Source organism: Streptomyces sp. NPDC054757, assembly GCF_053612185.1.
Genome location: NZ_JBSHBW010000012.1, coordinates 92,159 through 109,871 on the forward strand (window position 1 = coordinate 92,159; position 17,713 = coordinate 109,871).

Annotated in this window: 16 protein-coding genes; 13 read left to right on the forward strand and 3 right to left on the reverse strand. The window is 71.8% G+C overall.

Going from position 1 to position 17,713, the window contains the following annotated elements; genetic code table 11:
- Positions 1-8: 8 nt before the first annotated feature.
- Positions 9-1,544, reverse strand: coding sequence for a flavin-containing monooxygenase (locus ACWGKJ_RS16865; RefSeq protein ID WP_385018153.1), 1,536 nt, complete (start codon positions 1,542-1,544; stop codon positions 9-11).
- 192 nt (positions 1,545-1,736) lie between these two features.
- Between ACWGKJ_RS16865 and ACWGKJ_RS16870 the strand changes: the two genes are divergently transcribed.
- From ACWGKJ_RS16870 to ACWGKJ_RS16900, 7 genes are all read left to right on the forward strand, one after another.
- Positions 1,737-2,198: a Rieske 2Fe-2S domain-containing protein gene (locus ACWGKJ_RS16870; RefSeq protein WP_385018155.1), complete on the forward strand. Its 462-nt coding sequence runs from the start codon at positions 1,737-1,739 to the stop codon at positions 2,196-2,198.
- 740 nt (positions 2,199-2,938) lie between these two features.
- Positions 2,939-4,039: an amino acid ABC transporter permease gene (locus ACWGKJ_RS16875; RefSeq protein WP_385018337.1), complete on the forward strand. Its 1,101-nt coding sequence runs from the start codon at positions 2,939-2,941 to the stop codon at positions 4,037-4,039.
- On the forward strand, positions 4,036-4,842 hold the full coding sequence (locus tag ACWGKJ_RS16880) for an amino acid ABC transporter ATP-binding protein (RefSeq protein ID WP_385018157.1): 807 nt from the start codon (positions 4,036-4,038) through the stop codon (positions 4,840-4,842). The genes ACWGKJ_RS16875 and ACWGKJ_RS16880 overlap by 4 nt, the downstream gene beginning before the upstream one ends.
- Positions 4,843-4,934: 92 nt before the next feature.
- Positions 4,935-5,957: a transporter substrate-binding domain-containing protein gene (locus ACWGKJ_RS16885; protein WP_385018159.1), complete on the forward strand. Its 1,023-nt coding sequence runs from the start codon at positions 4,935-4,937 to the stop codon at positions 5,955-5,957.
- A 53-nt stretch (positions 5,958-6,010) separates the two neighbouring features.
- Entirely contained in the window at positions 6,011-6,790 is a 780-nt protein-coding gene (locus ACWGKJ_RS16890; RefSeq protein WP_385018161.1) for a GNAT family N-acetyltransferase, read from the forward strand.
- Positions 6,791-6,841: 51 nt separating this feature from the next.
- The gene (locus tag ACWGKJ_RS16895) at positions 6,842-8,122 is read left to right on the forward strand and encodes an LLM class flavin-dependent oxidoreductase (protein WP_385018163.1); all 1,281 of its coding nucleotides are present in this window, start codon (positions 6,842-6,844) and stop codon (positions 8,120-8,122) included.
- Positions 8,119-9,483 carry an NtaA/DmoA family FMN-dependent monooxygenase gene (locus ACWGKJ_RS16900; protein WP_385018165.1) on the forward strand — a complete coding sequence of 455 codons (1,365 nt, stop codon included), beginning with the start codon at positions 8,119-8,121 and terminating at the stop codon, positions 9,481-9,483. The genes ACWGKJ_RS16895 and ACWGKJ_RS16900 overlap by 4 nt, the downstream gene beginning before the upstream one ends.
- A gap of 155 nt (positions 9,484-9,638) precedes the next feature.
- On the opposite strand, the gene ACWGKJ_RS16905 is transcribed toward ACWGKJ_RS16900, so the two are convergent.
- Positions 9,639-10,511, reverse strand: a complete 873-nt coding sequence (locus ACWGKJ_RS16905; RefSeq protein WP_385018167.1) for an SDR family oxidoreductase — start codon at positions 10,509-10,511, stop codon at positions 9,639-9,641.
- A gap of 88 nt (positions 10,512-10,599) precedes the next feature.
- On the opposite strand from ACWGKJ_RS16905, the gene ACWGKJ_RS16910 reads away from it, so the two are divergent.
- Both ACWGKJ_RS16910 and ACWGKJ_RS16915 read left to right on the forward strand, forming a co-directional pair.
- Positions 10,600-11,355: a TetR/AcrR family transcriptional regulator gene (locus ACWGKJ_RS16910; protein WP_385018168.1), complete on the forward strand. Its 756-nt coding sequence runs from the start codon at positions 10,600-10,602 to the stop codon at positions 11,353-11,355.
- Between the two features lie 210 nt (positions 11,356-11,565).
- The gene (locus tag ACWGKJ_RS16915) at positions 11,566-12,471 is read left to right on the forward strand and encodes a hypothetical protein (protein ID WP_385018170.1); all 906 of its coding nucleotides are present in this window, start codon (positions 11,566-11,568) and stop codon (positions 12,469-12,471) included.
- A 102-nt stretch (positions 12,472-12,573) separates the two neighbouring features.
- Here the strand turns inward: ACWGKJ_RS16915 and ACWGKJ_RS16920 are convergent, their stop codons facing one another.
- Entirely contained in the window at positions 12,574-13,440 is an 867-nt protein-coding gene (locus ACWGKJ_RS16920; RefSeq protein ID WP_385018172.1) for a DUF899 family protein, read from the reverse strand.
- Positions 13,441-13,794: 354 nt separating this feature from the next.
- Here ACWGKJ_RS16920 and ACWGKJ_RS16925 point away from each other — a divergent pair, with 354 nt between their 5' ends.
- From ACWGKJ_RS16925 to ACWGKJ_RS16940, 4 genes are all read left to right on the forward strand, one after another.
- A complete protein-coding gene (locus ACWGKJ_RS16925; RefSeq protein WP_385018174.1) occupies positions 13,795-14,922 on the forward strand; it encodes a zinc-dependent alcohol dehydrogenase in 1,128 nt (375 codons plus the stop codon).
- Positions 14,919-15,863 carry an ROK family protein gene (locus ACWGKJ_RS16930; protein WP_385018176.1) on the forward strand — a complete coding sequence of 315 codons (945 nt, stop codon included), beginning with the start codon at positions 14,919-14,921 and terminating at the stop codon, positions 15,861-15,863. Before ACWGKJ_RS16925 ends, ACWGKJ_RS16930 begins: the two co-directional genes overlap by 4 nt.
- Before the next feature lie 31 nt (positions 15,864-15,894).
- On the forward strand, positions 15,895-16,896 hold the full coding sequence (locus tag ACWGKJ_RS16935) for a phosphotransferase family protein (RefSeq protein WP_453315757.1): 1,002 nt from the start codon (positions 15,895-15,897) through the stop codon (positions 16,894-16,896).
- Between the two features lie 232 nt (positions 16,897-17,128).
- The gene (locus tag ACWGKJ_RS16940; protein ID WP_385018180.1) at positions 17,129-17,656 is read left to right on the forward strand and encodes a dioxygenase family protein; all 528 of its coding nucleotides are present in this window, start codon (positions 17,129-17,131) and stop codon (positions 17,654-17,656) included.
- Positions 17,657-17,713: the final 57 nt, after the last annotated feature.

Below are 17,713 nucleotides of genomic sequence, written 5' to 3' on the forward strand. Positions count from 1 at the left end.
GCAGCGGCCTACCCGAGGCGGTCCGAAGGGCGGGCGGGCACACCATCGCGCCCGGCACCAGCCTGGGCGGGCAGCGGCAGCCACCAGGTGTAGACGTCCGGGTCGAAGGCGTGCAGGCGCTTGACGAGCCTGGCGGTCGACCAGGGCCAGCAGAAGGTGTTGATGCCCGGGAGGCCGAAGTAGTAGCCGGTGCTGCCACCGGCGTTGTAGGCGGTGTCGCGCAGCGCCTCGTGGAGAGAACGCTGATGGGCTGCTTCGGCCTCAGGCTTGACATCCAGAGCAGACGCCCCGCTGGCGCGCAGATGGTTGAGGGCAGCGGTGATGTAGCGGAGTTGAGCTTCGAGGACGGTGGGAACGGCGGTGGTGCCGGTGAGCAGATTCGGGCCGATGAGCAGGAAGAGGTTGGGATATCCGCTGACGCTGGTGCCCAGGTAGGCACGGCGGCTTTTGGCCCAGCTCTGGGCCAAGGTGCCCTCCGCGCCGTGCAGATGGGGGGCCAGCGGGATGTCGCCGATGTGGAATCCGGTCGCCAGGACGAGGACGTCGGCGCGGGTGCGGGTGCCGTCCGCGCCGATGACGTCGGAGCCCTCCACGGCGGTCACGCGGGTGGGACGCAGCCGTACGTTGGGCCGGGTGAGGGCGGTGTAGTAGGTGCTGGAGGTGATCAGGCGGCGGCCGCCGAAGGGGTAGTCAGGGGTAAGGGCCCGGCGCAGGGCGCGGTTCCGTACCGAGGAGCGCAGATGGAAGCGGGCCAGGGCCTCCAGGGGCCCCAGCAGGCGGGGGTGGCGCAGGGGGAATCCGATGGCTTCCTGGGTCCGGTGGTGCAGGCCGCGTAGGGTGCGGCGCGCTTGCGGGTGGTGTGCGAAGTACCGGTGGAGCCCTGGAGGGAGGGGGTAGTCGGGCTTCGGAAGGACCCACTGCGGTGTGCTTTGGAAGACGTCGACATGAGCCGCCTTCGGCTGGATCTCGGGCAGGAACTGGACGGTGGACGCACCGGTGCCCACCACGGCCACACGCCGTCCGGTCAGGTCGACTTCGTGGTTCCAGCGGGCGGAGTGGAAGGCGGTGCCGGTGAAGGTGTCGAGGCCGGGGATGTCGGGATGGCGGGGCTGGGTCCAGGGGCCGGTGGCGACGATCACGGCTCGGGCGGTGTACAGGCCCGAAGTGGTCCGCAGGTTCCAGCGGTGCGCTGCCGGCTCCCAGCGGACGCTCAGCACCTCGGTGTGGTAGCGGATCGCCGTGTGCGCACCGTGGGTTGCCGCGGTGGTGTCCAGATAGTCGAGGATCTCGGACCGGTCGGCGAAGCCCCGGCTCCACGTGTGGGGTGCGAAGGAGTATTCGTACAGCATCGCCGGTACGTCACAGCCGCAGCCGGGGTAGGTGTTGTCGCGCCACGTTCCTCCCAGACGACCGGACTTCTCCAACACGACGACGTCGTGGAAGCCGGCCCGGCGCAGCGCGATCACGGTGGCCACGCCGGAGAGGCCGGCCCCGATGACGACGACTTCCGCTTCATGATGTCGTTCGATGTTGTCGTCGGCCACCGGCGCGCGCCCCCTGTCTGCGTCGTGAGCATCCCGGCGCTGATGCCGAGCCACCCCGACCGCTTGCTCAGAGGGACGATCCTAGAGTCACCCATGCTCACTCGCAGTGATATGGCCGGCAGATACCTCGTCAGGGTGATCTTGCCGGGAAAATCTCAATGCAGTGCGTTCTCCGGTGTTTGGATGCCGCCCATGACGTTGAGGGACGAACTTCCCGGAACTCGTGGTCCCCACGCCGCCGCAGACGAGCCCGCATGGCATCTGCCCTACCCCAGTGGCTGGTTCTGCCTGGCGCGCTCGCGAGAACTGCCCCCTGGCAAGGTCCTGACCCGCCGTTTCATGGACGAGGACATCGTCCTCTACCGCACCCGTGATGGCCGTCCCCGCGCGGTACATCCGTACTGCCCCCACCTCGGCGCCCACTTCGGCGCCGGCGGCACCGTCGAGGGCCAGAACCTCGTGTGCCCCTTCCACCGCTTCGCCTTCGGCACGGCGCCTCTGGAAGTGGCCCCCGCATCCCCGGAGAGAAAGCCCAGGTCCCGGAGCGAGTACGGCCGCGCGCTCCGGCGAAGGTGGCTTGAGAACGCGGCGCTTCCGGAACCCGGGTCCTCCGGCCGGACGTCCGCATGCCGGGACGTGGGATTTCGGGGATGAAGCCCGTGTTACGGCGGCGCGAAAAGAACGGCGCGCGCCGACCGCAACCCTGCCGGGGCCGTAGCCGCGCACCGTCCACATCACCGGGGCGAAAGCCCAGTTCAGAGCGGTGGATCCGGTACTCCCCCGGCCCCGGCCGGGCCGCTGCGCAAACCTGTTCACACACCCTGGACGCGCATTGACGCGGGCTTCCCCGCATGGGTTACTGACGCCCGGACCGGCCCGGTGATCCCCCGCAGGTCCAGCGGCCGCGACTCCCGTGCGCCGCCCCTCGCACCGAGCGCGTCCCCGGCCGCGCCCGGAACGGCCAGAGAGAACCAGGGTGACCGGCATGGAGAGCGCACCGGAGAGGACGGCGGCCGTCGGCCGCCTGCGCCGCGCCGTGCCGCGCCCCGGCTCCACGCGTACACCGTCGCCCGCGGCCGGCCGCCGTTGTCCGTGCACCCGTTGCCGGTCGTGCACGGGTCCCCGTTCGTACACCGGTCGTCATGCGTACGCCGGTCGCCGTTCGTACACCGGTCGCCGTTCGTACACCGGCCGCCGTTCATGTACCGGCGGGCTGCCGGCCGGCGTGCCGCACCGCCGCCGCTGACGGCCCGGCCGGAATCCGGCCCGCTCCCCCGCCCCCAGGCCCAGGCCTTCCCCGGACCGCCGTTTCCCGGCGCCCTGCCCGGGTCGCCCAGCCGTGCCGGCTCCCGCCGTCCGGCCATCTCTTGATCCCTGGAGTACCCATGCCCGAGATGTCCGCGCCCCCGGACGAGCCGGTGACCGCCGGCTCGCCGCCCGCCGGGGCACCGAGCGCACCGAGCGCGCCTGCCGGACAGCCGCAAGCAGGTCCGGCCGCCGGCCCTGACGCCGGCCCTGACGCCGCTTCGGGCGCCGGTGCCGACGGTCCCGGTGGTCCCCGCGGTCCGGAGCGCGATCCCCGTATCGCCGCCGAGCGGGTGCTGCCGCTGCGTCACCCCTGGCGCTGGGTACTGACCGCGGTGGTCGTGGTGCTCGTCGCCCAGTTCCTCCACGGGCTGGTGAGCAACCCGTTCTACCAGTGGAGCCGGTTCTCGTACTGGTTCGTCCGACCCGTGGTGCTCGACGGACTGGTGATCACCCTCGAAGTCGCCGCGCTCAGCGCCGTGGCCGGGCTCATCGGCGGAGTGGTCCTCGCGCTCTGCAGGCTCTCGCCCAACCCGGTGCTCAGGTCGGTCTCCTGGGTCTACATCTGGCTGCTGCGCTCCGTACCGCTGATCGTCGTCCTGCTGTTCCTGTACAACTTCAGCGCGCTGTACCGGACTCTGAGCCTGGGCGTCCCGTTCGGGCCCGCCTTCTTCCGGTTCGACGAGTCCCATCTCGCCACGGACCTGGTGGTCGCCGTCGTCGGCCTCAGCCTCAACGAGGCCGCGTACGCGGCCGAGGTGGTCAGGGCCGGTGTGCTCTCCGTCGACCAGGGGCAGCACGAGGCGGCCTCGGCCCTGGGACTGCCGCGCGGCTTCCAGTTCCGCCGCATCGTCTTCCCGCAGGCCCTGCGGGTGACCGTGCCCGCCTATGTCAACCAGCTGATCGGCCTGGTCAAGAGCACATCCCTGGTCTTCTACGTCTCGCTGCTCGACCTCTTCGGCACCGTGCAGAGCCTGGGCAGCACCTACCCGGGGGACGTCGTACCGCTGCTGCTGGTGGCCACCTTCTGGTACATCGTCCTGACGAGCGCGGTCTCGGTGGTCCAGTTCTATGTGGAGCGCCGCTCCGCACGGGGTGCGCTGCGCACCGTACCGCCCACACCGCTGCAGCGGGTCCGTTCGGCGGTCCGCGGCGCCCGCGCCCGTATCGCGATCGGAGCGGGCATATGAGTGTCGGCGCGCCGGAGAGCAAGGAGTCCGCCGTCCGCGCCACTCCGGTGGCCGTGGAGATCCACCGGGCGCACAAGTGGTTCGGCGACCACCAGGTGCTGCGCGGCATCGATCTGACGGTCGAGCCCGGTTCGGTCACGGTCGTCATCGGCCCTTCCGGGTCCGGCAAGTCGACGCTGCTGCGTGCCGTGAACCATCTGGAGAAGCTGGACACCGGCCATGTGACGGTCGGTGGTGAGCCCGTCGGCGTACGGCATTTCCGCGGCCGGCTCAAGGAGTTGACCGAGCGTACGATCCGGGCCCAGCGCAGCCGTATCGGCTTTGTCTTCCAGCACTTCAACCTGTTCCCGAATCTGACGGTGCTGGAGAACATCGCCGCCGCGCCGACCGCCACCGGCCGCACCGACCGGGAGGGCGGCCGGGCCCTGGCCCGCGCGCTGCTGGAACGGGTGGGGCTGTCGGACAAGGCCGGTGCGTATCCCCGGCAGTTGTCCGGCGGGCAGCAGCAGCGGGTGGCCATCGCCCGAGCACTGGCCCTGGAACCGGGGGTGATCCTCTTCGACGAGCCCACATCGGCGCTCGACCCGGAGCTCGTCGGTGAAGTCCTGTCTGTCATACGTGAGTTGGCGGACGGGGGAACCACGCTGATCGTGGTGACCCACGAGATCGGCTTCGCACGCGAGATCGCCGACCAGGTGGTCTTCCTCGACCGGGGCCGCATCGTCGAGCAGGGGCCGCCGGGCCAGGTGCTGGACCACCCCCGCGAGACCCGCACGAGGGAGTTCCTCGGAAGGGTCCCCTGACAGGCCGTCACTCCCCGCCACCGGCCCAGGCCGGCGGCGGGCCTCTCTCCCCCGCCGCCCGCCACCACCGCATCCACTCCCAAGGAACCGACATGCCCCGCCGCAGAACACCTCTGTCCGCCCTCGCCGCCACCGGCACCGTCCTCGCCCTGGCCGCCGGTCTCAGCGCCTGCGGAAGCGGCAGCGCCAAGGACGGGCCCGGTTCACCGGAGGCCGCCGCCAAGGGGTCGGTGGTCATCGGCGCCGTCTCGAACGGGGCGGCCGAGCGGACCACCCTGCGCGTCCCCGAGGTGGCGGCCATCAGGTCTCAGCTGCCCAAGTCGGTAACCGCCGACGGGAAGCTGACCATCGGCCTGGGCATGCTCCCGGCCGGTTCGGCGCCCCTCGGATACGTCGGCGACGACCAGAAGACGGTGACCGGCTCCGAGCCCGATCTCGGCCGGCTGGTCGCCGCCGTCCTCGGTCTTCGTCCCGAGGTGAAGAACGCGACCTGGGAGAACCTGTTCGTCGGCATCGACAGCGGGCGCACCGAGGCGGGCTTCTCCAACATCACGGACACGGAGGAGCGGAAGAAGAAGTACGAGTTCGCCTGCTACCGCGAGGACAACCTCGGCTTCGAGGTGCGCAAGGACTCGCACTGGAACTTCGACGGCACGTACCGGAGCCTGGCGGGCCGGACCGTCGCGGTCGGCGCGGGCACGAACCAGGAGAAGCTGCTGCTCGAATGGCGCGCCAAGCTGGCCGCCGAGGGCAAGAAGCTGACGGTCAAGTACTACCAGGACAGCAACAGCACCTATCTGGCGCTGAACTCGAAGAAGATCGACGCGTACTTCGGCCCGAACCCGAGCCTCTCGTACCACATCACCCGCACCGCGCGGACCCCGCAGGCGACCCGGAGCGCGGGCACGTTCTCGGGCGCCGGGGCCTCGTTGCAGGGGCTGATCTGCGCGACCGCCAAGAAGGACAGCGGCCTCGCGAAGCCCCTGGCCGAAGCCGTCAACTACCTGATCAGGAACGGTCAGTACGCCAAGTGGCTGAAGGCGTGGCACCTCGGGAACGAGGCGGTGAAGTCAGCCGAGGTCAACCCGCCCGGTCTGCCGGTCAGCAACTCCTGAGCCCCGTAGAGACGAGCCCTGTAGAGACCTGCAGAGAGAAGAGAAGGCGCAGCATGTCCACCGAACTCCAGCCACCGCGGCCCCTCCCGCTGCCCGCCGTCCCACAGTCCACAGGACCCGCACCGCATCTGCTGGACAACCCGGCCTGGGCGGCGCTCGCCGGTCCGCACCGCCGCTTCGCCGAGACGGTCGGCCGCGCGGCGCGCTACCACACGGATGTCGCGCCCTTCGTCGCACTGGCGGATCCGGCGTCCCCCGCGGCCTGGGACGATCTGGCCGTGCTGGTCGGCCCCGGTGAGCAGACCGCCGTCAGCGGGGTCACGGCCGTGCCGGCCCACTGGGAGACGGTACGCAGCGGTACGGGGGTCCAGCTCGTCGCCGACACGCTGCGTACCGCCCGCGATCCTGAGGCCGTCCGGCTCACCCCGGCGGACGTGCCGGAGATGCTGGACCTGGTGAACCGGACCCGACCGGGCCCGTTCCTGCCCCGCACGATCGAACTGGGCGCCTACTGGGGGATCCGGCGCGGCGGGCGGCTGGTGGCGATGGCCGGCGAGCGGCTGCGCCCGCCGGGCCACACCGAGATCAGCGCCGTCTGCACCGATGCCGGGCACCGGGGCCAGGGGCTCGCCGGCCGGCTGGTGCGTCATGTGGCCCACGGCGTCCGGGAGCGCGGGGACACCCCGTTCCTGCATGCGGCGGCCGAGAACGAGAACGCCGTCCGGCTCTATCTCTCGATGGGCTTCGTGCTGCGCCGGCGCAATCTGTTCGTCGTGGTCCGCGTCCCGGGCGGCTCCCCTGCCGTACCGGAGGACCGGCTCCCCCGGACCTGACGTCCTTCCCGTACTCCTCCCGCCCCCTCAGGAAAGGCACCCCCAGCGGACATGTCTGCATCCCCGCCTCCCCGTTCCGCCCCCGCCCCTCTCTCCTCCTCCGTTCCCCCGGCCTCCGCGCCGCTTCATCTCGCCGTGGCGCTGGACGGCGCGGGCTGGCATCCCACGGCCTGGCGCGATCCCCGGTCAAGGCCGGACGGGCTCTTCACCGCCGGTTACTGGCTGGACGCCGTACAGGAGGCTGAACACGGGCTCATCGACTTCGTGACCTTCGAGGACGCGCTCTCGCTCCAGTCCACCGACCCGGCCGGGGACGACCAACGCACCGATCAGGTACGCGGCCGGCTGGACGCGGTGCTGACCGCGGCCGCGGTGGCACCACTGACCCGGCACATCGGGCTGGTACCGACGGCGGTGGTCACCCACACCGAGCCCTTCCACCTCGCGAAGGCCATCGCCACGCTGGACCACGTGAGCAGGGGACGCGCGGGCGTGCGGGTCCGGATCTCCGCCTCGGCGCACGAGGCGGCGCACTTCGGCCGCCGGGAGCTGCCGGAGTTCCGGCCGCGGGACTCCGGGCACCCGGCGGCTCGGCAGCTGATCCATGAACTGTTCGGCGAGGCCGCCGACTACGTGGAGGTGCTGCGCAGGCTCTGGGACAGCTGGGAGGACGACGCCGAGATACGTGACACCGCCACCGGGCGGTTCATCGACCGTACGAAGCTGCACTACATCGACTTCGAGGGCGAGCACTTCAGCGTCAAGGGCCCTTCCATCACCCCGCGTTCGCCGCAGGGGCAGCCGCTGGTCACCGCGCTCGCCCATGGGCCCGTCCCGTACGGACTCGTGGGCAGCTCGGCGGACGTCGGGTTCGTCACCCCGCACGACGCCTCCGGCGCGCGAGCCGCCACCGACGCGGTCCTGGCCGCCCGGGAGGCCGCCGGGCGGGGCGGGGACACCGGCCCCCGCCACGTCTTCGGGGATCTGGTGGTCTTCCTCGACGAGAGCGAAGCGGCGGCGAAAGACCGCAGGCAGCGGCTCGACGAGACCGCGGGCGCCCCGCTGACCAGCGACGCCGAGGTGTTCACCGGTACCCCGGCCGGGCTCGCAGATCTGCTGCTCGACTGGCGGCGCGCGGGGCTGACCGGATACCGGCTGCGCCCCGCGGTGACGGGCCACGACCTGCCCGCGATCACCCGTGGGCTGGTCCCCGAACTCCAGAGCCGGGGCGCCTTCCGCCGTGCCTACGAGGCCGATTCGCTGCGCGGGCTGCTCGGTCTGGGCCGCCCCGCCAACCGTTACGCCCGGGTCCGGGCCGGAGGACAGTCATGAGCGGCACCCAGAAGCAGATCCATCTCGCGGCGCACTTCCCCGGGGTCAACAACACCACGGTCTGGAGCGACCCGGAGGCGGGCAGCCAGATCGACTTCGCGTCCTTCAGCCACTTCGCGCGCACCGCCGAACGGGCCAGGTTCGACTTCCTGTTCCTGGCCGAAGGACTGCGGCTGCGGGAGCAGGGCGGCGAGATCTACGACCTGGACGTGGTCGGACGCCCGGACACGTTCACGGTGCTGGCCGCGCTCGCCGCCGTGACGGAGCGGATCGGGCTGGCCGGCACCATCAACTCCACCTTCAACGAACCGTACGAGGTGGCACGGCAGTTCGCGTCGCTCGACCATCTGTCGGCCGGCCGGGCCGCGTGGAACGTCGTCACCTCCTGGGACGCCTTCACCGGGGAGAACTTCCGGCGCGGCGGCTTCCTCCCGGAGGCGGACCGCTACACCCGGGCCGAGCAGTTCCTCCGTACCGCCTGGGAGCTCTTCGACTCCTGGGCGGACGGCGATGTGCCGGCCGACCGGGAGAGCGGCCGGTTCCTGCGTACCCCGGACGCCGGTACGTTCGCCCACCGTGACCAGCACTTCGACATCGCGGGCCGGTTCAATGTGCCGCGCTCCCCGCAGGGCCGTCCGGTGATCTTCCAGGCGGGCGACTCCGACCAGGGGCGGGAGTTCGCGGCGGCGACGGCTGACGCGATCTTCAGCAGGCACTCGGAGCCGGAGGCGGGCCGGGTCTTCTACCGCGATGTGAAGGGGCGGCTGGGACGGTACGGGCGGAGCCCCGACGAGCTGCTGATCCTGCCCGCGGCCACCTTCGTCCTGGGCGACACCGACGCCGAGGCGGAGGAGCGCGCCCACGAGGTGCGGCGCAGCCAGGTCAGCGGCCGGACGGCGATCAAGTTCCTGGAGCACGTCTGGAACCGGGACCTGTCCGGATACGACCCGGACGGGCCGCTGCCCGAGATCGACCCCGACACGGGCGAGCACACGGTGACCCGGGGCCGGGCGAGCGTACGGATGGTGCGCGATCCGCTGGCCACGGCGGCGCAGTGGCGGCAGCGGGCGAAGGAGGAGGGGCTCTCCATCCGGGAGCTGGTGATCGAGACCAGGGCCCGGCAGACCTTCATCGGTTCGCCCGCCACGGTCGCCGCCGCGGTGAACGCCGCCGTGCAGAGCGAGGCGTCCGACGGCTTCATCCTGGCCCCGCATCTGGTCCCCGGCGGCCTGGACGAGTTCGCGGACACGGTGGTGCCGCTGCTCCAGGAGCGAGGGGTCTTCCGTACGGAGTACGAAGGGGTGACGCTCCGGGACCATCTGGGGCTGCGTACACCGGAGCACCGGCCCCGGACGGGCTGAGGTCCGGCAGGGGCCGGACCACAGAAGCAGCCGGAGCCGGACCGGAAGCGGCTCGGGCCGGAAGCGGCTCGGGCCGGAAGCGGCTCGGGCCGGAAGCGGCTCGGGCCGGACCGGCGGCATCCGCTCCGGAGAGCGGACAGCCGCCGGACGGCCGGTCAGCCCATGGCGCCGGGCGTCAGCTCTTCGCGCAGGAACGTGCGCAGGCCGAGGGGCTCGCGGCCGAGCAGGGTGGCCAGCGTCGGGTCGACCGCGGTGAATTCGCCCGCGCGGCTCGCCTCGAAGATGCCCAGCAGCTGCTGCGCCGACTCCGCGGGAACGCCATGGCCCACCAGCTGCTCACGGTACTGGCCGTCGGGGACGGTGGTCCTGGTGACGGCGCGGCCCGTGACCTCGGTGGCGAGGCGTGCGATGTCGGTGAAGGTCAGCGCCTGCCCGCCGGTGAGCGGCGGCGTCGGCCCCTCGAAACGGCCCTCGTCGGCCAGGATGACGGCGGTGGCCTCGGCGAGGTCGGCATGCGCGGTCCAGGTGACGGGACCGTCGACGGGGAGCGCGACCTCGCCTGACTCCAGTCCGGGGCCCGCCAGTTGGAGTGCGCTGGCGGCGTAGAAGCCGTTGCGCAGCGAGGTGAAGGGCACACCGGACGCGCGCAGGGCGTCCTCGGTTGCGGCATGGTCGCGGCAGGCCTGGAAGTGCGATGAGGCGCCCGCGCCCATCTGGCTGGTGTAGAGGATGCGGCGGGCGCCCGCGGCGACGGCTCCCTCGATCGCGGCGCGGTGGTCCCGTACGGTCTCCTCGCCCATCTTGTCGACGGACACGATCAGCACCTGGGTGGCGCCCTCGAAGGCGTGGGCGAGTCCGGCCACGTCAGCGAAGTCGCCGCGCCGCACCCGTACGCCCCGGTCGGCCAGCGCCTGGGCCTTCCGCGGGTCGCGGACGCTCACGCCGACCTGGCCGGCCGGTACCCGCGTCAGCAGCCTCTCGACGATCCGGCGTCCGAGCTTTCCGGTGGCCCCGGTAACGATGATCATGGTTCTCCCCAACAGTGGTTCCAATGGAATCATTTTAAGCGTATCACTGGTAGCATCGGTGGAACGGCGTGAGCGGTATCGTTGATACATGTCACCACGCCCCTCCGTCAGGGACGGCGAGAACGCCGTCGAGTCCGACACCACGGCCGCAGACCGGGGAGAGCCCCGGCAGCGGGTCATCGAGGCAGCGGCCGATCTGCTGGCACGCGAGGGCCGCGACGCGGTCACCACCCGTGCGGTCGCCGTCGCCGCAGGGCTGCAACCCCCGGCCATCTACCGGCTGTTCGGCGACAAGGCAGGGCTGCTCGACGCGGTGTCGGAGTACGGCTTCGCCTCGTTCCTCGCGGCCAAGCAGGCCAGGCATACCGAGCCCGAAGCGCAGGACGCCGTCGAGAGCCTGCGGGCCGGGTGGGATCTCGCGGTCGAGTTCGGCCTGGCCAACCCGGCCCTCTTCACCCTGATGTACAGCGAGCCCACCAGGGCCACGTCGGCCGCCTTCCAGGCCGGGCTGAAGATCCTGATGGGCCGGGTCCGGCGGCTCGCCGCCGACGGCTGGCTCCGCGTCGACGAGGAGCTCGCGGCCGCGGTCATCCACGCCACGGCGCGCGGCGCGGTGCTCACCTGGCTGTCACTGCCCGAGGACCGGCGCGACCCGGCGCTGCTGACCACACTGCGGGAGTCCATGGTCACCGCCGTGACCAACGAGGAGCCGGCCGTACGGACCGCGGGCCCGGCGGGCGCCGCCCGCGCTCTGCGGGCCGCGCTCCCCGACCGGACCGCGCTCAGCGGCGCGGAGCAGCGTCTGCTGAAGGAATGGCTGGCCCGCCTCGCGGCCGACGGCTGAGCAGATCGGTGACGGGGGCGAGGGACTGCCGGAGCCCGGCCACCGGGACGAGGCGCCCCCGCACATTCCCGCCGTCCCGCCGGACGCTACGGTCCGTCCGGGCCCTGGGCTTCGCCCGCCATGATCAATACCCTGACGCCGGACGCGTGACCTCGCGTCCGGCGGAGAGAAGGGCGAGCGACCCCAGTGAAACAACCGATGTTGCAGCGTATGGCCTGGCTCGGCGCGGCGACCGCACTGCTGACGGCCCTCGGCGCCGGCCCGGCCGGAGCGGCCGACGGATGGCAGAAGGTGGGCGGCGACATCCTCAGCGGTGTCAGCGGTGTCGCATCCGAGGGCGGCGCCTCCCACGGAGCCGGGCTGCGTGCGCTGGTCGTGCACGACAACAAGGAGCCCGGTCAGCGGCGGCTGTCCCGTATCACCCGGCAGAACGGCCACGACCGCGTCTCCCCGATCGCCTGGGACGGAGCGGAACCCGTCGACCTGGAGGCCATCGAGGCCATACCCCACAAGCCCTCGGAGTACCTGGCGCTCGCCAGCCGGGGCATCGTCTACCACATCGAGGTCACCGGTTCCGCGGCGAAGGTCCTCGACTACGCGCCGCTCCCGGCCATCGGACCGGGCGACAACTTCGAGAGCATCGCCCTCGTATCCCGGAACAAGCATCTCGCCGCCCTGTGGGCAGACCGGGGAGAGGGCGGCGACCGGCCCGCCACGCTGTACGCGGCGCCGCTCACCTTCGACCAGTGGGGGCAGCCGCAGTTCGGCAGCGTGACCCACCGCGCCTACCGCGCCACATACCCGGCGGGCAAGGCGACGCGGCACATCTCCGACATCTCGGTGGCCGACTCCGGCCGCCTCATCGTCAGTTCGGCGGCGGACGCGGGCGACGACGGCCCCTTCGACTCCGCGGTGAGCGACGCGGGCCGGGTCACCCTGACGTCCGGCGGCCGGGTACGGGTCGCGCTCGCGGCATCCCCCACCGTCCTCGGTACGTTCCCCGGGCACAAGATCGAGGGAGTGGAGTGCCGGCACGGATCCACCAGTGCCCTGCTCGGCACCGACGACGAGAACCTCGGCGGATATCTGCGCACCGCGCCCCTCTGCAAGGACTGACACCGGCCGCCCCCGGCCAGGCCGGGCAGCCCGGCCGACACGGAGGGAGTGCCGCAGCCGGGCCGGCCGGTCGCCGCCCCGTACACCGGCGGATACACCGTGTCAGTGGTGGTGCCCCTGCCGTCCCAGGGTCTCCACCGGGGTCGCGCCGGGGCGGGTCCACTGCGGCACAGGCCGGCTGGTCGGGCCCCAGGTGGGGGCGGCCTCGGCGTCCGAGCGCCAGTACCAGCAGGCCGGACGGCCCCCGGCCGGATGCCCCTCGCCCCCGTCGCCGGTCACGAGCCGCCCCTCGGGGCTGTCCTCCCACTCCTCACAGCGGCCGTACGGCGTCATGTCGAGCAGGGCGAAGGACGGGGCAGCCGCCTCATTGCCGCGGCCCGTCGTGGAGTACGTGAGGAACGTCCGGTCGCCGTCGCGCAGGAAACAGGTGAGGTTCCCCATCTCCCCGCCGACCGGCGCCTCCACACCCCGTACCGAGTACCAGGGCTGGGTGTACCCCATGAACTCGGTGTAGGGGGCCACCTCCTCCCACGGGCCCGTGGTCAGGACGGCGAACGAGACGCCCCGGGCGTTGAGGTAGACGGCGTCCCTCAGGTGCCAGGCCACCATGGTGCAGCCCTCGCACTGCCCCTGGTGCGGCGCGCCGTCCCACCACATGTGCTGGTAGACCATGAGTTCGTCGCGCCCCTGGAACAGATCGAGGAACGGCACCGGCCCGTCGGCGCCGGTGACCTCGACCGTGCCGTCGAACTCGACCATCGGAAGCCGCCGCCGGGCAGCGGCGATCGCGTCCCCCTCATGGGTGTGGGCCTTCTCGCGGGCCAGCAGTTCGTCACGCGCGGCCTGCCAGGTGGCCAGGCCGACGACCGGCGGCTTGCCGGGAAGGCCGTCGCTGGTGTTGGTGTTGGTGTTGGTGTTGGTGTTGGTGTTGGTGTTGGTGTTGGTGTTGGTGTTGCCGGACGTGGTCATGGTGTCCTCCGTGGTCTCCTGTGCAGGCGATGCCGTACGGCCCGCTGGGGTGTTCCTCCTGCAGACTTCACATCCGGCCGTAACTCATCGCAGGGCGCGCCGCCGACCGGACCTGACCGCCTCCGACCGGTTCTCCCCGGCTCCGACCGGGCCGGGCGTTCTTCGGGCAGGACGGCCCGCCTTCGGGCAGGCCCGGTCCGCCGCAGCCGGACCCGGCGTACGGGACCGTCACGGATCCCGCCCGTCCCCGTGGGATCGGGCCGCCCCAGCAGCCGCGAATTGGCTCAGAGGCGCCGTGTCCGCCCGTGTCCGGTTGCGTTAGCGTCGCCTTCCCAACGCCGATGGGGAGGTCACATGCGTGCTCTCGTCTATGTGGGTCCAGGCTCGGCCGAACTGCAGGACCGGCCCGCAGCACGGGTCGTGAACAGTGATGACGTCGTGGTGGAGATCGTTGGTACGGGAATCTGCGGAACCGACCGCAAGATTCTGCTCGGCCGGTTTCCGGCACGGCCGGGCGTGGTACTCGGACACGAGTCGGTGGGTGTGGTGCGGGAGACCGGCCCGCAGGTGCGCGCGGTCGGGGCCGGGGACCGGGTGGTGGTCAACCCGACGCTGTACTGCGGCTGGTGCGTCCCGTGCCGGCGGGGCGCGACCAACTTCTGCCGCCACAAGGCCGGGACCGAGGTCGGCGTCGACCGGGACGGCACCTACGCGGAGACCGTGGTTCTGCCGGAACGTTTCGTCGAACGGCTTCCCGCCGGGCTGCCCTTCCACAGCGCGGTCCTGATCGAGCCGCTCGCCTGCACCCTCAACAACGTCGAGGCGGCGTCCGTCACCTTCGACGACACGGTCGTGGTGCTCGGCGCGGGCCCCATCGGCATGCTGACCGCGCTGGTCGCCTCCCGCCAGGCGCGCCGGGTCGTCGTCGCCGAACCGGACGGCTACCGCCTGGAGCAGGCCCGTGAACGGTTCCCGCACGTCGTGGACGTGGCCGGAACGGACCCGGCCGAAGCCGTCGTGAAAGCGGCGGCCGGTGAGCGTCCCTCCGTCGTCTTCGAGACCACGGGCACCGGCCTCGACGCGGCGTTGCGGCTGATCGACGACGGCGGCCGGGTGGTGGTGATGGGCTTCGACGACACCTACACCGTGCCGCTGCGCCCGCTCCAGCTCACCAACCGGGGCATCCGGCTGATCGGCGCCGGGGACTTCCGGGCCGACACCTTCCCGGTCGCCGTGGACCTGGCGGCCGAACTCGACACCCCGCGGCGTCCGGGGAGCGGCGCCGGACCGGTCCTGGGGCAGCTGGTGACGCACGAGTTCCCGCTCGAACGGTATGCGGAGGCGTTCACCACGCTCGGCGGCCTCACCCTGGACGACGGGGACGGCAGCACCGTACGGCCACCGCGCTACGACGCACTCAAGGTCGTCATCCGCTCGCACTCCGGCCCGGTCGGCGACGACGGCTGGCCGGTGGGCGCGTGAGGGCCCCGAGGTACGGCTCGGTCGAATCGGGCGGGACCAAGTTCGTCTGTCTGGTCGGCTCGGCCCCCGACCGGATCGAGGCCGAGATCAGGTTCCCGACCGGCCCGCCGGGCCCCACCCTGAACCGGGCCGTCGACTTCTTCCGCGAGAAGGCCGCGGAGACCGGACAGCTGGATGCGATCGGCATCGCCTCCTTCGGCCCTCTCGAACTGCGCCCAGGACATGACCGGTTCGGCCATCTCGCCGCCACCCCCAAACCCGGCTGGTCGGGTGTGGACGTCGCCGGCCCGTTCGCTGCCGCGCTCGGAGTACCGGTGGGCATCAACACCGACGTCAACGGTGCGGCACTCGGCGAGGGCCGCTGGGGCGCCGCGCGCGGGCTGGACACCTACGTCTATCTCACCGTGGGCACCGGGATCGGCGGCGGTGCGGTGATCAACGGCGACGTGGTCAGCGGCCTGGTCCATACCGAGATGGGCCATCTCGCGGTGCGCCGGATCGCGGGTGACGACTTTCCCGGCTCCTGCCCCTTCCACGGCGACTGCTGGGAGGGGCTGGCGGGCGGCGAGGCTATGGGTGCCCGCTGGGGCGCCCCCGCCGAGGAACTGACCGGGCAGGCGCTGGCCGAGGCGCTGCGGCTGGAGGCGGGGTATCTGGCCGCGGGGGTGCGCAACATCGTCTACACGGCCGCGCCCCAGCGCATCGTGATCGGTGGCGGTGTCGCGGAACTCCCGGGGCTCTTCCCGCTGCTCCGCGCCGAACTGACGGCGGCTCTGGCCGGGTACCCCGGGCTGCCGGAGCATGCGGCCGATGACTTCGTGGTCCCGGCACGGCTCGGCAGGCTCGCCGGGCCGGCGGGCGGGCTGGCCCTGGCGGCCGGGGCTGCCGCCGCCGTACAACCGCGGGCCGGCACTGACCCATTGGAGGGAACGCGTGCATGAGGCGGTCCTCGCGCCGGGCAGGCTGACCGGTGTGACCCGCCCGCAACCGAGGGAACGTCTGGACCCGGCGACCCGTGCCTGGCTGACCTGGCGCGCCCTCCCGGGGGCCCGGCTGCACAAGGTGGATCCGCTGCCCGGCGGCTTCACCAACGACATGGCCGTGCTCACCGTCCGGCGTCCGGCCGCGGCGGACGGTGAGCGCTATGTGCTGCGCCGCCACCGGCCCGGCGGCAGCCGCTTCCCGCGCAACACCTGTGCGGTGGAGATCGCCGTACTGGACCGGGCGGCGGCCGGGGCGGTGCCGGTGACCACGGTGATCGCGGCCGATCCGCAGGGTCGCATCACCGGGCGCCCCACTCTGATCTACCGGTTCGTGGAGGGGTCCCCTCTCAGCCAGGTGCTGGCGGACGGCCCGCCCGACGGTGAAGCGCGGGGCCTGGGCCGGGCCGTGGGCGGGGTGCTGGCGCGAATCGGCCGGGTCGGGCTGGACCGCCCCGGCGTCTTCGGCGACACGTCGCTGGTACCGGCTCCGGACGGCGCGGCCCCGCTGGGCGACCTGGCCTCATTCGTCGACCGCTGTCTGGACACGGCGACCGGGGACGGACCGCTGAGCCCGGCGGACTCGGCCGTACTGCGCGCTCTGGCCCGCCGCGGGCCCCGGGCGCTCAGCGCCGTGGCCGGGGAACGGAGCCTGGTACACGGCGACTTCAACCCGAAGAACCTGCTGGTGCGACGGCACGCCGGGCAGTGGGCGGTGGCCGCCGTACTCGACTGGGAGCTCGCCTTCAGCGGCTCACCGCTCTTCGACGTGGGGAACATGCTGCGATTCGCCCACGAGTACCCACCCGCCTTCACCACGGGCTTCGTCGAGGGCTTCCGGGACGGCAACGGCCGGCTGCCCGCCCACTGGCTGCGGCACTGCCGGACCCTGGACCTCTTCGCGCTCGCCGACATCCTCACCTCCCCGACCGACCCGCCCTACTTCGCCCGCGCACACGCCGCACTCCACCGCTCCGCCACCGACTGGCACTGAGGGGTACCGGCGTTGGCCCCGCCCGTCACAGGTGCCCCCGCTCCCCCAGCCGGCCCGCGCACCACTCCATTCCCGCATATGATCTACCGTCCCGCACCCCGCTGAATTCCTGTCTCCAAATGACAATGGAATGGCCGAGAGGTGACCGGACGACGTTCTTCTCAGTGCGAATAATTACGGTTACGCTGCCTGGACCGAAGCGAAAGATCCTTGACCGAAGGAGAATTCCGCCATGGAGAACGGAAGTCCGGAAGATGTCCTGAAGACGCTCACGCCAACCGTTCGCTGCAACGGAACACCGCCGACGCCCGCCCTGCGCGAAGGTCCGTACTACAAGCCCGACACCCCCCTCAAGAACAGCTTCCGGGGCGACGAGGACGGTGGCGCACCGATGGTGCTGCACGGCGCCGTGCGCACCCCCGACGGCAAGCCGATCGGCGGTACTCTGCTGGACTTCTGGCAGGTGGGGGACGCCGGAGTCTACGACGACGACGGATTTCGGCTGCGCGGCCATCAGTTCGCGGACGCCGATGGGCGGTGGCGGCTCGAAACGGTACTGCCCGCCATGTACCCGGGCCGTACGCGGCATGTGCATGTGAAGGTGCAGCCCCCCGGCGGATCCGTACTGACCACGATGCTTTATTTCCCCGGCGAACGCCGAAACCACCTCGACAAGTATTTCAGGCCAGAATGCCTGATGGACGTACGGCAGACGTCCGAGGGCTGGGACGCGGCGTTCACCTTTGTCCTTGACCTATGAACTCCCGTTCTCACAGAACTGCGGTGAATTTTTCTTCCGCAGCCCGGAAGCAGTGAT